The sequence below is a fragment of the Curtobacterium sp. NPDC090217 genome (assembly GCF_044746705.1).
Taxonomy (GTDB): Bacteria; Actinomycetota; Actinomycetes; order Actinomycetales; family Microbacteriaceae; genus Curtobacterium.
This window is the reverse complement of record NZ_JBIVCR010000004.1, coordinates 184,321-198,590: the sequence shown is the minus strand read 5'-3', so window position 1 is coordinate 198,590 and position 14,270 is coordinate 184,321. Positions and strand designations below refer to the sequence as shown.

At 71.3% G+C, this 14,270-nt stretch carries 13 protein-coding genes; 6 read left to right on the top strand and 7 right to left on the bottom strand.

What is annotated here, in order from left to right:
• Position 1: 1 nt before the first annotated feature.
• The 4 genes from nadC to ACIPJ2_RS15115 are packed head-to-tail and all read right to left on the bottom strand — an operon-like array spanning position 2 to position 4,595.
• Positions 2-967, bottom strand: coding sequence for a carboxylating nicotinate-nucleotide diphosphorylase (nadC, locus tag ACIPJ2_RS15130; protein WP_402729507.1), 966 nt, complete (start codon positions 965-967; stop codon positions 2-4).
• The gene (gene nadB / locus ACIPJ2_RS15125; RefSeq protein ID WP_402729506.1) at positions 964-2,589 is read right to left on the bottom strand and encodes an L-aspartate oxidase; all 1,626 of its coding nucleotides are present in this window, start codon (positions 2,587-2,589) and stop codon (positions 964-966) included. Before nadB ends, nadC begins: the two co-directional genes overlap by 4 nt.
• Positions 2,590-2,598: 9 nt before the next feature.
• A complete protein-coding gene (gene nadA / locus ACIPJ2_RS15120) occupies positions 2,599-3,870 on the bottom strand; it encodes a quinolinate synthase NadA (RefSeq protein ID WP_402729505.1) in 1,272 nt (423 codons plus the stop codon).
• An 8-nt stretch (positions 3,871-3,878) separates the two neighbouring features.
• Positions 3,879-4,595, bottom strand: a complete 717-nt coding sequence (locus ACIPJ2_RS15115; RefSeq protein WP_402729504.1) for an NrtR DNA-binding winged helix domain-containing protein — start codon at positions 4,593-4,595, stop codon at positions 3,879-3,881.
• A 157-nt stretch (positions 4,596-4,752) separates the two neighbouring features.
• On the opposite strand from ACIPJ2_RS15115, the gene ACIPJ2_RS15110 reads away from it, so the two are divergent.
• The 3 genes from ACIPJ2_RS15110 to ACIPJ2_RS15100 all read left to right on the top strand — a co-directional run bounded on the left by ACIPJ2_RS15110 (position 4,753) and on the right by ACIPJ2_RS15100 (position 8,091).
• Positions 4,753-5,034, top strand: coding sequence for an acylphosphatase (locus ACIPJ2_RS15110; RefSeq protein ID WP_281265213.1), 282 nt, complete (start codon positions 4,753-4,755; stop codon positions 5,032-5,034).
• 135 nt (positions 5,035-5,169) lie between these two features.
• Complete coding sequence (locus ACIPJ2_RS15105) at positions 5,170-6,654, top strand: MDR family MFS transporter (protein ID WP_402729503.1); 1,485 nt, start codon at positions 5,170-5,172, stop codon at positions 6,652-6,654.
• 198 nt (positions 6,655-6,852) lie between these two features.
• A complete protein-coding gene (locus ACIPJ2_RS15100; RefSeq protein ID WP_402729502.1) occupies positions 6,853-8,091 on the top strand; it encodes a D-arabinono-1,4-lactone oxidase in 1,239 nt (412 codons plus the stop codon).
• Positions 8,092-8,219: 128 nt separating this feature from the next.
• On the opposite strand, the gene ACIPJ2_RS15095 is transcribed toward ACIPJ2_RS15100, so the two are convergent.
• Positions 8,220-8,714, bottom strand: coding sequence for a 2'-5' RNA ligase family protein (locus tag ACIPJ2_RS15095; RefSeq protein WP_402729501.1), 495 nt, complete (start codon positions 8,712-8,714; stop codon positions 8,220-8,222).
• Positions 8,715-8,869: 155 nt separating this feature from the next.
• Between ACIPJ2_RS15095 and ACIPJ2_RS15090 the strand changes: the two genes are divergently transcribed.
• The 3 genes from ACIPJ2_RS15090 to ACIPJ2_RS15080 are packed head-to-tail and all read left to right on the top strand — an operon-like array spanning position 8,870 to position 11,516.
• Positions 8,870-9,817, top strand: coding sequence for a MetQ/NlpA family ABC transporter substrate-binding protein (locus ACIPJ2_RS15090; protein WP_402729500.1), 948 nt, complete (start codon positions 8,870-8,872; stop codon positions 9,815-9,817).
• Complete coding sequence (locus ACIPJ2_RS15085) at positions 9,817-10,848, top strand: methionine ABC transporter ATP-binding protein (RefSeq protein WP_281265218.1); 1,032 nt, start codon at positions 9,817-9,819, stop codon at positions 10,846-10,848. Before ACIPJ2_RS15090 ends, ACIPJ2_RS15085 begins: the two co-directional genes overlap by 1 nt.
• Positions 10,845-11,516: a methionine ABC transporter permease gene (locus ACIPJ2_RS15080; RefSeq protein WP_402729499.1), complete on the top strand. Its 672-nt coding sequence runs from the start codon at positions 10,845-10,847 to the stop codon at positions 11,514-11,516. The genes ACIPJ2_RS15085 and ACIPJ2_RS15080 overlap by 4 nt, the downstream gene beginning before the upstream one ends.
• 349 nt (positions 11,517-11,865) lie before the next feature.
• Here the strand turns inward: ACIPJ2_RS15080 and ACIPJ2_RS15075 are convergent, their stop codons facing one another.
• Positions 11,866-12,642, bottom strand: coding sequence for an endonuclease/exonuclease/phosphatase family protein (locus tag ACIPJ2_RS15075; RefSeq protein ID WP_281265220.1), 777 nt, complete (start codon positions 12,640-12,642; stop codon positions 11,866-11,868).
• A gap of 150 nt (positions 12,643-12,792) precedes the next feature.
• Entirely contained in the window at positions 12,793-14,211 is a 1,419-nt protein-coding gene (locus tag ACIPJ2_RS15070) for an MFS transporter (protein ID WP_281265221.1), read from the bottom strand.
• Between the last annotated feature and the right edge of the window lie 59 nt (positions 14,212-14,270).

Sequence of the window (14,270 nt, the reverse complement as noted above, 5' to 3'; positions counted from 1 at the left end):
GTCAGCCCGCAGAACCGGAACCGGAACCGGAACCGGAACCGCCACCGGAACGGGCACCGGAACCGGAACCGCCACCGGCACCGGCGCCGGCCGCCGGACCGGTCACGGACACGTCGAGCCCGAGGTCGAGTGCGCGCGCGGAGTGCGTCAGGGCCCCGACCGAGATGATGTCGACCCCGGTGGCCGCGATCGCCGCGACGGTGTCGAGGGCCACCCCGCCGGACGCCTCGACGAGCGCGCGTCCGGCCACGAGATCGACACCCGTCACCAGGTCGTCGATCGAGAAGTTGTCGAGCATGATCGTGTCCACTCCGGCGGCGACGACGGGTTCGATCTGGTCGATGCGGTCCACCTCGACCTCGAGGTGCACGGTGTGCCCGAGTCGCTCCCGGGCGTCCCGGATCGCCTGCCCGATGCCGATCCCGCTCGCGAGCAGCACGGCGAGGTGGTTGTCCTTCGCGAGCACCGCGTCGGACAGCGACGTCCGGTGGTTGTGGCCGCCGCCGCACCGGACCGCGTACCGCTCGAGCGCGCGGAGCCCCGGCGTGGTCTTCCTGGTGTCCACGATCCGTGCCCGGGTCCCGGCGACGGCCGCGACGTAGCGCGCCGTCGACGTCGCGATGCCCGACATCCGCTGCACGAGGTTGAGCGCGACCCGCTCGGCCCGCAGCACCGCTCGCGCCGGCCCGGTCACGGTCGCGAGGACGTCACCCGGCTCGAACGGGTCGCCGTCCGCGACGAGGACGGTCGCCGAGATGAGCGGGTCGACCGCGTGCATCACGGCGACGAACACCCCGCCACCACTCAGCACGCCGGGTTCCCGCGCGCCGAGGGTCGCCGTCGCGATCGCGTCGATGGGGAGGAGCGTCTCACTCGTGACGTCGCCCCACGGTGCGTCCTCCTCGAGCGCGGTCTCGATGACGCGACGGAGCGCGTGCGGCGGGATGGTTCCTGGATCGGTGGTCATGCGAGTGCTTCCTCGGGGACGGGATCGGAGACGGACGAGCGGACGGCGACCCAGCCGGTCGATGCCGGAGCACCGGGGTCGGTGTCCGGGTGGTCGGTGCGGGCGTGCGCGCCGCGGGACTCGGTGCGGGCCTCGGCGGCACGGGCCACCAGACGGGCGAGGTCGAGCAGCGCTCGGTCCTCGTGCTCCCGCACCGTCCGGGGTGCGTCCACGGCGAGCGCCGCGAACTCGCGGCGCGCGGCCGCCAGCCCACCGGCGTCACGGAGCAGGCCGACGCGGTCGGTCATGACGGTCTGCACCGTCTGACGGACGTGCGCTTGCGGGTCCTGGTGATCCGGGCCTCCAGGACGGCACTGCCGGGAGGCCCGGATCGCCGCCGCCTCGTCGCGCACCGCGGTGACGGGGAACGTCGCATCGCCGCGCAGGCGGAGCAGGCCGGGTCGCGCCGCGTCGACCGCGTCCGCTGCGCGGACGGCGAAGACCAGTCCTTCGAGCAGCGAGTTCGACGCGAGTCGGTTGGCGCCGTGCACGCCGGTGCAGGCCGCCTCGCCGATCGCGAGGAGTCCGGGGAGGCTGGTGCGTCCCTCCGCGTCGGTGGCGATGCCGCCCATGAAGTAGTGCGCTGCCGGGGCGACGGGGACGCCCTCCCGGGTCCAGTCGAAGCCGGCTGCGCGGGTCGCACGGGTGAGGCCGGGGAACCGTGCGACGAGGAAGTCCGGGTCGAGCCCGCTCGCATCGAGGAACACCTCGCCGCCGTCGCGCATCGCGGCCGCGATCCCCCGTGCCACGACGTCACGGGGCGCGAGTTCGGCGTCCGGGTGGACGTCCGGCATGAAGCGGTGTCCGCGCGCGTCGCGGAGGACGGCGCCCTCGCCGCGGACGGCCTCGGAGACGAGCCCGCCGCCGGGGACCGCGAGCCGGGTCGGGTGGAACTGCATGAACTCGAGGTCCGCGAGGACGGCTCCGGCGCGCCAGGCGGCCGCTGCGCCGTCGCCGGTCGCGACGAGCGGGTTCGTCGTCTCGCGGTAGAGGTGTCCGGCTCCCCCGGAGGCGAGCACGACGGCGTCGGCGTCGATGCGGCGCGGCTCGCCCAGCAGGTCGAGCACGTCGATACCGACCACCGTGCCATCCCGCACGACCAGGCCGGTGAGGCAGGTGCGCTCGAGGATCGTCACGTGCTGGCGGTGCAGCGCGCGGATGAGCGTCTGCTCGATCGCGGCACCGGTCGCGTCCCCGGCGGCGTGCACGACCCGCCAGCGCCCGTGTGCGGCTTCCCGCCCGCGGGCGAGGTCGTCGCCGTACCGGTCGAGGCTCGCCGGGTCGTCGGTGCGGTCGAACGGGACGCCGAGCGCGAGCAGGTCGCGGACGCGTGCCGGTCCGTCGGAGCAGAGGACCTCGACGGCGCGGGCGTCGGCGCTGCCCGCCGCCGCGACGTGCGTGTCCGCGGCGTGCAGTGCCACGGTGTCGTCGGCGCCGAGCGCGACGGCGATGCCGCCCTGCGCGTGGCTCGTCGCGGCGTCCGCGAGGGCACCCTTCGTCACGAGGGTGACGTCGTGGCGGGCGCTCGCACGGATCGCGGCGGTGAGGCCGGCGATGCCGGAGCCGACGATGACGACGTGCACGGCGCCGTCCTAGTCCCGCGGCTTCGCGGCGAGCATGCGTTCGAGGGCGACCTTGGCGTCGGCCTTGACCTCGTCCGGGACGACGATCTCGTTGAGGACCTCGCCGCGCACGAGCGCCTCGAGCACCCACGCCAGGTACCCGGGGTGGATCCGGTACATCGTCGAGCACGGGCAGACGACCGGGTCGAGGCAGAAGATCGTGTGCTGCGGGTGCTCGGCGGCGAGCCGGTTCACCATGTTGATCTCGGTGCCGATCGCGAACGTGGTCGGTTCGGTCGCGGCCGCGACGGTCTTCCGGATGAGGTCGGTGCTGCCGGCGGCATCAGCGGCGTCGACGACGGCCATCGGGCACTCCGGGTGCACGATCACCTGGACGCCGGGGTGGTCGCGGCGGGCCTGGTCGATCTGGTCGACGGTGAAGCGGCGGTGCACGGAGCAGAAGCCGTGCCAGAGGACGACCTTCGCATCCTGCAGGTCCTCAGCAGTGTTGCCGCCGAGGGGCTTCCTCGGGTTCCACATCGGCATGAGGTCGGTGCTGATGCCCATCGCCTTCGCGGTGTTGCGCCCGAGGTGCTGGTCGGGGAAGAACAGCACGCGCTGTCCACGCTCGAACGCCCACTCGAGCACGGTCGCCGCGTTGGAGCTGGTGCAGACGATGCCGCCGTGGCGACCGCAGAACGCCTTGAGGTCGGCGGCGGAGTTCATGTACGTGACGGGGATGACCGGCACGCGGCCGTCGGCGTCGGGTTCGGTGCCGTAGACGGACTCGAGCTCGGCCCATGCCGCCTCGACGCTGTCGATGTCGGCCATGTCGGCCATCGAGCAGCCCGCCGCGAGGTTCGGCAGGATGACGCGCTGGTCGTCACGGGCGAGGACGTCGGCGGTCTCCGCCATGAAGTGCACGCCGCAGAAGACGATCGCCTCGGCATCGGGCTTCGTCAGGGCGGCGTTGGCGAGCTGGAACGAGTCGCCGAGGAAGTCCGCGTGCCGGACGACCTCGTCGCGCTGGTAGAAGTGGCCGAGCACCACGACCCGGTCCCCCAACGTCGCCTTCGCCTGCTCGATGCGCTCGTGCAGTTCCTCCACCGGCGCGTGCTTGTACTCATCCGGGATCACGCCCTGCCGCGGTGCGGAGGTCGGGATGACGTCGGACATCGACGAACCGGGGCCGTAGCCGGGCCTGGCGTCGAAGTCCCACGTCGGCATCGCGAGGTCCGGCGTGCAGGTGCTGCCGTCGGCCTTGCCGTTGGAGATGAGCTCGATGGTCGTTGCGATGGACACGGTGGTTCCTATCGGTTCTGCGGTCGTGTCTGGTTCTCGGTCGTGGTGCCCTGTCGCAGCGGGCCGTTGTCCGCGTAGGCCAGGTCGGGGTTCGAGCGGTACAGCCGGGCCGGACGGTGCCGGTCCCCGCTCGTGGTCTCGTCGGTGGCGATCACGGCGTCGGACTGCGCGACCTGCCGCCGGAAGTTCGCGGGGTCGAGCGGACGACCGAGCACGGCCTCGTACACGGCGCGGAGCTCGGCGAGGGTGAACCGGTCGCCGAGGAACGCCTGCGCGATGCGGGAGTACGACATCTTGTTCCGCAGCCGCCAGAGGGCGTACTCGGCGATGTGGTCGTGGTCGAACGCGAGCGGCGGGTGCTCGTCGGCGAGGAACCACCGCACGTTCCAGTCGTCCGGCACGACGCTCGCCTCGTCCGGGCGGACCAGCGCCCAGTACACGATCGACACGACGCGGGTCGGGGACCGGTCGACGTCGCCGAACGCGTAGAGCTGCTCGAGGTAGCGCGGCTGGACGTTGGTCGTCTCGCGCAGGCGGGCGGCTGCGGAGTCCTCGAGCCCCTCGTCCGGACGGACCCAGCCACCGGGGAGCGCCCACGATCCCTCGTACGGCTCGGCGGTGCGGCGGACGAGCGGCATCCACAGCGCCGGCGCACCCGTGTCGGGGTGCGGGCGCAGCGCGACGATCACGGTCGAGACCGCGACGCGGATTGCTGCTTCGTCCAAGGTGCCTGCGTTCAGGTTTGATTGACTTTAAGTGTTCTGGTTCCAGTGACTCTATCACCGTGTCCACATGCCGGCGACACGTCGCCGAAACAATCGGTCACGGCCCCGAAAAACCCTGGTGATGCCCGGGAAACCCGACCCGCATACATTGGGCGACATGACAACGGTGACCAGGGTGCACGCCATCGTCTCGGGGACGGTCCAGGGGGTCGGGTTCCGCTACTGGACGGCACGCAAGGCGGACGGGCTCGAGCTGACGGGCTACGCACGGAACCTCTTCGACGGCACGGTCGAGGTCGAGGCGGAAGGGCCGTCGCCCGCCGTGGACGCCCTCGTGGAGATGCTGCACACCGGGCCACCGTCGGCGAGCGTGACCGAGGTCTCGACGCGCCCGGTCGTCCCGCACGGCGACGCCGCGTCGTTCGACATCCTGCACTGACCGTTCACCACGGGTGTCGGTGGATCGCGGAATAATCGAGTCCGTTCAGGTGCTGCACACCCAGTGCCCGGCGTGACGCCCGGTCACGCGTCCGCTCGTGCGGACTCCCCACAATCCACCGTTCGGAGCCGCCACATGACCGACCACGCCATCGACACCGCACCACGGACCGGCAGCGTCCCGGCGCGCACGGCTGCCGACGACCGCCTGGTGATCGGGCTGCTGCTCGTGTCCGCGTTCGTCGTGATCCTCAACGAGACGATCATGGGTGTCGCGCTGCCGCGGCTCATGGACGACCTCGACATCAGTGCGGCGACCGGGCAGTGGCTGACGACCGGGTTCCTCCTGACGATGGCCGTCGTCATCCCGATCACCGGATTCCTGCTGCAGCGTTTCAACACGCGGCCGGTCTTCATGTGGGCGATGAGCCTGTTCTCCGCCGGCACGCTCATCGCGCTCCTGGCTCCCGGGTTCGCCACCCTGCTCGTCGGGCGCATCGTGCAGGCGAGCGGCACGGCGATCATGATGCCGCTGCTCATGACGACCGTCCTGACGCTCGTCGATCCGGCACACCGCGGTCGGATCATGGGCAACATCTCGATCGTCATCTCGGTCGCCCCCGCCGTCGGACCGACCATCTCCGGGCTCATCCTCAACGCGTTCTCGTGGCGCTGGCTGTTCGGGTTCGTGCTGCCGATCGCGATCGCGGCGCTGGTCCTCGGCATGGTGAAGGTCCGGAACGTGGGCACCCCTCGGCCCGCCCCGCTCGACGTGCTCTCGGTCGTGCTCTCCGCCTTCGCGTTCGGCGGCGTCGTGTACGGCCTGTCGAGCATCGCCGAGATCGCCACCAGCGGACCGGTCGTCCCGATCACGGCGCTCGTGGTCGGTGTCGTCGGGCTCGTGCTGTTCGTCCTCCGGCAGACCCGGCTCCAGCGCAGCGACCGCGCCCTGCTCGACCTCCGCACGTTCCAGAGTCGGGGCTTCACCGTGCCGATCGTCGGGATGGGGCTGAGCTTCCTGGTCATGCTCGGCACGCTGATCCTGCTGCCGATCTACCTCGAGCGCGTCCTCGGGCTCGAGGTCCTGAACGTCGGTCTCCTCCTGCTCCCCGGCGGCCTGCTCATGGGTCTGCTCTCCCCGATCGTCGGGCGCATCTACGACCGGCGCGGGCCGCGGGTCCTCCTCATCCCGGGCACGATCATCATCAGCGTCGTGATGTGGGGGTTGTCCACGGTCGGCACGGACACGAGCGTGTGGTTCGTCCTCGGCGCCCACGTCGTGCTGAGCATCGGGCTCGCCCTGACCTTCACGCCCCTCTTCACCGCGGCACTCGGCGTGCTGCCGCCGAAGCTCTACTCGCACGGCAGCGCGGTCCTCGGCACGACGCAGCAGCTCGCGGGTGCCGCCGGCACGGCGTTGTTCGTGACGTTCCTGACGATCGGCGCGGCGACGGCGACGGCGGGCTCCGGGGCAGAGGGTGTGGCGCTCGCGACGGCGTCCGGCGTGAAGACGGCGTTCCTCGTCGGTGGCGTCATCTCGCTCTTCGGGATCCTCACCGCCTTCTTCGTGCGGAAGCCCGAACTGCCGGAGGGCGCCCCGACGCCCCCGCCGGCGCACTGACCCGCCGCGGGAGCCCGCGCGCCCGGCGGCGCTGACGCGGTCGCGGCGCCGCACCCGCGCGCCCGGCGGGGCCCACGCGGTCGCACCCCGTCACGAACATCGCGCCCCGTCACGGCGGGGCGCGATGCTCGTGACGGGGCGCGATCTCTCGCCGGCCCGGCGCCCGCGGCACACGGCAGCGCGTGGCATCGTGGGCGCATGCGGTCGACGACGAGCGAGCTCAACTGGTCCGGCACGGTCACGTACACATCGGAGCGCGTCGAACGCCCGAGCACGCTGGACGAAGCCGCCGCGATCGTCGCCAGGGAGCCCCGGGTCCACGGCCTCGGCACCCGGCACTCGTTCAACGACGTCGCGGACGCTCCCGGGGTGCTGCTCGACCTGACGGCGATCCCGACCGACCTGGTGATCGACCGCATGCCCGACGGCCGCGCGACCGCCACGCTCGGCGCCGGCACCCGGTACGGCGACGTCGCCCCCGCGATCGACGAGGCCGGCTTCGCGCTGCACAACATGGGGTCGCTCCCGCACATCTCGATCGGCGGCGCGATCGCCACCGGCACGCACGGCTCCGGCACCGCACTCGGGTCGCTCTCGACGGCCGTCAGGAGCCTCGAACTGCTCGGTCCGGACGGCGAGACGCGCACCATCGGCAGCGACGACGTCGACGGAGCCGGCAGCGTCCTGCACCTCGGCCTCCTCGGCATCGTGACCCGGGTGACGCTCGACCTCGAGCCGACCTACGCCATGCGCCAGGACGCGTACGGCCCGTTCCCGTGGCGGACGTTCCTCGACCACGCCGCCGAGATCCACGCCGCCGGCACCTCGGTCTGCTCGTACACGCGCTTCGGCGACGAGATCAGCGAGGTCCTCGTGAAGGCCCGCAGCGCGCACGTGCCCGACGAGCTCGTCGGCGCACCGCGGCTGCCAGGGACGCCGGGCGACGAGCACCGCACCGCCCGCGACGGGTCGATGGGCCCGTGGTGGGACCGACTCCCGCACTTCCCGATCGGCACGGTCCCGTCCCACGGGTCCGAGGTGCAGAGCGAGCACTTCGTCCCGCTCCGGCACGCAGCAGCGGCGCTCGACGCCCTCCGCGGGCTGGCCGACCGCATCCAGCCACACCTGCACGTCGCCGAGCTCCGCACGATGGCGGCCGACGACCTCTGGCTCTCCCCCACGCAGGGCGATGACGTGTTCTGCATCGCGTTCACCTGGAAGAAGCACCCCGTCGAGGTCGCGGCACTCCTCCCCGACCTCGAGGCGCGGCTCGCCCCCTTCGACGCCCGTCCGCACTGGGGCAAGATGAGCTCGCTCGACGCGGACGCGGTGGCAGCGCTGTACCCGCGGCTGCCCGCGTTCCGCGACCTGGTCCGCAGGGCCGACCCGGATCGGACGTTCGCGTCCGCCTTCGGCGAGCGCGTCTTGCGGACCTGACCCGAGCCTCCAGTCCGGCAGTCCACCGGCCACCGAACTGGGCCCACGCCGCCGGTTCCCGGCCGACGCGCCAGCGGCGGACGGGCCGTGCCGGTGGGGAGAGGCTCGGCACCGGCCCGCCACCCCCCTCACGCCAGTGGGGTGACCACCTTCGCGTCGCCGTCCCAGTGGCGGAGACCGCCGACGGCCAGCGTCTGCGGGAGTGGCCCGATCGCCGCGAGCGCGCGGAGCGCCGCGGGGAGGTCGACGTCGCGGATGCGCCGGGCGAGTGTGACGTGCGGCGCCCACCGTCCGGGTGCCGATGGGTCGAGCGACCCGGGCGAGACGTGGTGCACCGCCTGGTGGAACCGTGCGAGGGGCTCGTCGACGACCACGCCGAGGCCGAGCACGTGCCGGCCGGGTCCTGCGGGGAAGAGCAGGATCCCCGCGATGCGGAGCGCCGCCGGCAGGGGCACGTCGAAGCGCTCCGGGACGGGCAAGGACTCGCCCGCCGCCAGCGTGACGTGCGGGTCGTTCGTGCCGGAGCGCCCGAGGCTCGGCAGGTCGGCCTCGGTCAGCGCGTTCCACACGGCCCGGACCTCGCGATCCGAATCGTCGTCCAGGACCAGCTCGATGCTCCGCACGGATCGAGTCTGCCCACGGACGCCTGCGCAACGGATGTAACACGGCGGAACGCAAGTCGCCGCCGCTCGGTCTGCGCGTCACACTCGTGGTCAGTCACGACCGTGTGACCCCCCGCAGCACGGCCCGCGAGGCCCCCGCCCCACGAGGAGCACCCATGACCGCCCCCGCACTGCCCCAGAAGCCGAAGCGCAAGCGCCCGATCGGCTGGATCGTCGCCGCGGCGATCGTCGTCGTCGCGATCATCGTCGCCGTCGTCGCCGTCGCGGTCCGCTCCGGCGGTGACAGCGACGGTGCCGCATCGGGTGCCGCTCCGAAGACCGTGACGATCGGTGTCTCCGACAAGTCGCTGCCGTACTGGAACACGTACGTGAAGCTCGCGAAGGACAAGCTCAACGTCACCGTGAAGCTCCAGAACTTCTCGGACTACTCGCTGCCGAACCCTGCGCTCAAGGACAAGCAGATCGACATCAACCAGTTCCAGCACATCCAGTACCTGGCGAACTACAACGTCACCTCGGACGACGACCTGCAGCCGATCGGCGCGACGGCCGTGTACCCGCTCCCGCTGTACTCGACGAAGGTCTCGAAGGTCTCCGAGTTCGAGGACGGCGCGAAGATCGCGATCCCGAACGACGCCATCAACGAGGCGCGTGCACTGCTGGTGCTGCAGTCGGCCGGCCTGCTGGAGCTCAAGGACGGCGGCAGCGCCTTCTCCACGACCGCGGACATCACCTCGCACAAGGTCGACGTGCAGACGCTCGACGCCTCGCAGACCGCGAACGCGCTGCAGCAGGGGTCCGTCGAGGGCTCGATCGTCAACGTGAACTACGCCACCTCGGCCGGGCTCGACACCAAGGACGCGATCTTCCAGGACGACCCGAAGAGCGCCTCCGCCAAGCCGTACGTGAACGTCTTCGCGGTGCGTGACGCCGACAAGGACAACAAGACGTACCTCGACCTGGCGAAGCTGTTCCAGGACGACGCCGTGCAGAAGGTCTTCGCGAAGGACTACCCGGACGCCGTGTCGAGCGACGAGAGCGCCGCGTCGCTGCAGCAGGAACTCGTGTCGGTCGAGAAGGACGCGAAGGCGGCAACGAAGTAGTGGCTGCCCTCGTCGAACTCCGCGGCGTCTCGAAGCACTACCGCCGCGCCGACACCGGCGAGACCGTGGTCGCCGTCGAGGACGTGTCGCTCGACGTCGAACAGGGCGAGGTCCTCGGCGTCATCGGGTACTCCGGTGCCGGCAAGTCCACCCTCGTCCGCCTGGTCAACGCCCTCGAGCTGCCCTCCTCGGGCACCGTGACGGTCGCCGGCCAGGAGCTGACGGCGATCCCCGAGCGGGATCGCCGTCTGGCGCGTCGTCGCATCGGGATGATCTTCCAGCAGTTCAACCTGTTCCGGTCGCGCACCATCGCCGGCAACGTGGCGTACCCGCTCAAGGTCGCCGGTGTCGCGAAGGAGGAGCGCGACCGCCGTGTCGCCGAACTCCTCGACTTCGTCGGACTGCTCGACCGTGCGTACGCCTACCCCGAGCAGCTGTCCGGTGGGCAGAAGCAACGCGTCGGCATCGCCCGTGCGCTCGCCGGCAACCCCGACCTGCTGCTCGCCGACGAGGCCACGAGCGCCCTCGACCCCGAGACCACCTCGGAGGTGCTGGCGCTCCTCCGTCGTGTGAACCGGGAACTCGGCGTCACGATCATCGTCATCACGCACGAGATGGACGCCGTCCGGCAGATCGCGGACCGGGTGGCCGTGATGGAACAGGGACGGGTGGTCGAGGTCGGCGACGTGTACGACGTCTTCTCCACGCCGACCAACCCGGCGACCAAGCGGTTCGTCCGCACGGCCCTGCACGACCGGCCGTCGGCCGAGACGCTGGCGCGGTTGCGGGAACGCCACCCCGGTCGGCTCGTGACCGTGCAGATCACCGACGAGGTCGGCCTGCAGAACCGGATCGACCAGGTGTTCCGCTCCGCGGGGGTGACCGCAGAGCTCGTCTACGGCGGGGTCGGTGAGATCCGGGAGCGCCGGATCGGTTCGCTGACGTACGAGCTGTCCGGACCCGGCATCGACGACGTCGTCTCGGCGCTCCGCGCGGCCGGGGTCACCACCGACGAAGAGGACCGAGCGTGAACAACTCCTTCCAGAGCGTGATCGACACGTTCGACGTCTTCCTGTCCTCGGTGCGCGACACCATCGTGATGTCGCTCGTCTCGCTCGTGATCGCCGGGCTCATCGGTCTGGCGCTCGGCCTGGCGCTGTACGCCACCCGGCCGGGCAGCCTGCTCGGCAGCCGGACGGCGTACACGATCATCAACCTGGTCGTGAACATCGTCCGCCCGATCCCGTTCGTGATCTTCCTCGCGGCGATCGCACCGTTGTCCCGCGTGGTCGTGCAGACGACGATCGGTGTCCCCGCCGTGACGTTCGCGATCTCGCTGGCGGCGGCGTTCGCGGTCGCCCGCATCGTCGAGCAGAACCTGCTGTCCGTGGACCCGGGCGTCGTCGAGGCAGCGCGGGCATCGGGTGCGCACCCGATCTCGATCCTGCTGACGGTGCTCATCCCCGAGGGCCTCGGGCCGCTCATCCTCGGCTACACGTTCATCTTCATCGGCATCGTCGACATGACGGCGCAAGGTGCCCTGATCGGCGGCGGCGGCCTCGGCGAGTACGCGATCACGTACGGGTCGCAGCGGTACGACTGGTGGATCGTCTACGTGTCGGTGGCCGCGATCGTGGTGATCGTGCAGCTCGGGCAGTTCATCGGCAACCGCTTGGCGCGGGCGACGCTCCGGCGCTGACGCGGTCGTGCGACCGGTCGCAACACCCCGCTCACGTCCGCCGACCGGTCGCAGATCGTCGGTCGAAGCGTCCCCGAGCGACAGTTCGTGACCGCTCGGAGGTCAACCGACGGAGTGTCGTGACCGGTCGGCGGGCGCACCGTGCGACGGACCGGCCGGGATGCTGTGGCGTCACCGGCGCGCCGGGCGGGCACCGAGCCTCCCGGCCGGTCGCAACAACCCGCTCACGTTCCCCGACCGGTCGCGGAACGTCGATCGGAGCGCCACAGGGCGACGATCTCCGACCACTCGACGGACGCCGGGCGTCGGCGCCGGGCGTCGGTGCGGCGCGCAGCGCGCCCCGCCCCCGTCAGGCGGCGGAGTCGGCCTCGACGGGACGGGACGACGACGCTGCCGGGGCCTCGTAGTGCGCGCGCACCAGGATCGGGCGGTGGTCCGAGATGCCGGCGGGCAGCGTCTCCACGCCCGCGATGTGCAGCCCGACGCTCGTGGCGAAGTCGAAGTGCCCCGTGAACTTCCGGTACCGCAGGTACGTCGGCTGGTCGGAGAGCGAGAGCGCGAAGCCGTGCGACTCGATCTTGCGGCGGAGGTTCGTCTGGAACCAGGGGTAGTTGAAGTCGCCGACCATGATCGCGGGGGCCTCGCTCGACAGGTCGCGGACGAACTGGTGCGCTGCCTCGATCTGCTTGCGGCGCAGGGAGTTCGTCGCGGTCAGGGGCGAGGCGTGGAACGACGCGACGATCACGTCGGTCGACGCCTCCCGGTCGCGGAGGTGCATCGCGATGAGCCGTTCGTGCGCCGGAGCGAGCACGCGGTCGTGGAGCGACTTCTGCAGGGAGTGGATGCTGAAGTCCTGCACGTCGAAGCGGTCGTCGCGCTTGTAGATCGCGAGTCCGAGGCGGTTCGCCTTGGTCGACGCCGCGAGCGTGAGGCCGCCGACGGAGGGCGCGAGGTCGTTGCTGTCGCACTCCTGCACGCAGATGACGTCGGCGTCCGACGCCTCGGCCAGTGCGGCGAGTTCGCCGTTCGCGGTGTGCTCCCGCAGGTTGTAGCTGACGACGCGGATGGTGGTGGGTCGGACGTCGGTGTCCGTCGGGATCGTCCCCTGCTGGTCTGGCACGGTCATGCTGCCTTCCTTCCGGAGTGGGGTCCCTGCGTCCCGCTCAGTCTGCCGCGGCAACGGTACTCGTCGACCTCAAGCAGTTTCTGAGACTGTAGCGCCTGCCGGGTTTCGTGCGCGTGACGGCGACACGAACGGTCGTGTCGCCTCGACGACTCACGCACGGACCCGTCGTGCCGGTCGGACGGTCTCCCCCGCCGTCCGACTCATCACGAGCCCCTCGACGCAGGCCACCACGAGCAGGGCTGCGATCACCCAGAACGTCAGGACGTAGGCGCCGTCCCCGGCGAGCCCGGCGCCGGCACGGATGACGACGGCCGCGACGGCGACACCGAACCCGGCGGCCGTCTGCTGCAGCGTCGAGGACAGGGTGTTCGCCGGGGTCATGTCGGCCTGCTCGACGTCGGCGAAGGCGATCGTGTTGTACGCGGTGAACCCGACCGAGCGTGCTGCACCGCTCACGACGAGCAGGACGGCGAGCAGCCAGAACGGGGTGTCCGGCGTCAGGAAGGTCATCGCGACGACCGTCAGCGCCGCGATGGCGGACGACACGATGATCACCGGCCGGTAGCCGAACCAGCGGAGGAACGGCGTGGTCGCCGGCTTGATGCCGAGGTTGCCGACGAAGACGAACAGCACGGCGCTGCCCGCCTCGACGGCCGTCCACCCCCAGGCGTCCTGGAAGAGCAGGGGCAGCACGAACGGCACCGCGGACACGGCCAGGCGGAACAGGCTGCCGCCCGCGTGCGACACACGGAAGGTCTCGAGCCGGAACGCGTCGAGCCCCATGATCGGGTGCTGCGCCCGCCGGAAGTGCCGGATCGCGAGCCAGCAGCAGGCGGCCCCGACCACGCCGGACACGATCGTGGCGACGACCGGCACGGTGTCGAGCGCGAGCAGTGACGCCATCACGACGACCCCGCCGAGCCCGACGCACGCCAGCAACGACCCCGGCCAGTCGAACGGCACGCGCTCCGGCGCACGTTCCTGCGGCACGAGGACGAGCGCGGCGATCAGTGCGATGACCCCGAGCGGGATGTTGACGAGGAAGATCCAGTGCCACGACAGGGTGTCGACGAGCACACCACCGACGAACGGCGCGATGATCGGCGCCGCGAGGGCCGGCCACGTCAGGATCGCGATCGCCGTGACGAGCTGCTCGCGCCCGGCGCTCCGCAGCACGACGAGCCGCCCGACGGGCACCATGAGCGCTCCGCCGATCCCCTGCACGATCCGCCAGATCGTCAGCTCGACCAATCCGGTCGACAGGGCGCAGAGTCCGGACGCGATCGTGAACACCGCGATGGCGCCCACGAACACCGTGCGCGAGCCGACCCGGTCGGTCAGCCAGCCGCTCACCGGGATGAACACGGCGAGGGTGACGAGGTACGCGGTGATCGCGATGCCGATCGCCGCCGAGTCCACGCCGAGGTCACGGCCCATCGCCGGCGCGGCGGTGGCCAGGATGGTGCCGTCGAGGAGCTCCATGAAGAACGTCCCCGCCACGAGCACGGCGACCGCGGTGCTCCCGGTGCGTCGGCGGGCAGGGGGTGCTGTCGATGTCGTCCTCGTCATGTCAGTCCAAATGCTATGCCCGCCACCACCACATGACGTTCTGCAATGTGGAACGGTGG

Excerpts from the sequence above, each read along its gene's own strand:
- nadC (WP_402729507.1), bottom strand. The coding sequence starts at position 967 with ATGACCACCGATCCAGGAACCATCCCGCCGCACGCGCTCCGTCGCGTC.
- ACIPJ2_RS15110 (WP_281265213.1), top strand. The coding sequence starts at position 4,753 with ATGACAACGGTGACCAGGGTGCACGCCATCGTCTCGGGGACGGTCCAG.
- ACIPJ2_RS15105 (WP_402729503.1), top strand. The coding sequence starts at position 5,170 with ATGACCGACCACGCCATCGACACCGCACCACGGACCGGCAGCGTCCCG.
- ACIPJ2_RS15100 (WP_402729502.1), top strand. The coding sequence starts at position 6,853 with ATGCGGTCGACGACGAGCGAGCTCAACTGGTCCGGCACGGTCACGTAC.
- ACIPJ2_RS15090 (WP_402729500.1), top strand. The coding sequence starts at position 8,870 with ATGACCGCCCCCGCACTGCCCCAGAAGCCGAAGCGCAAGCGCCCGATC.
- ACIPJ2_RS15075 (WP_281265220.1), bottom strand. The coding sequence starts at position 12,642 with ATGACCGTGCCAGACCAGCAGGGGACGATCCCGACGGACACCGACGTC.
- ACIPJ2_RS15070 (WP_281265221.1), bottom strand. The coding sequence starts at position 14,211 with ATGACGAGGACGACATCGACAGCACCCCCTGCCCGCCGACGCACCGGG.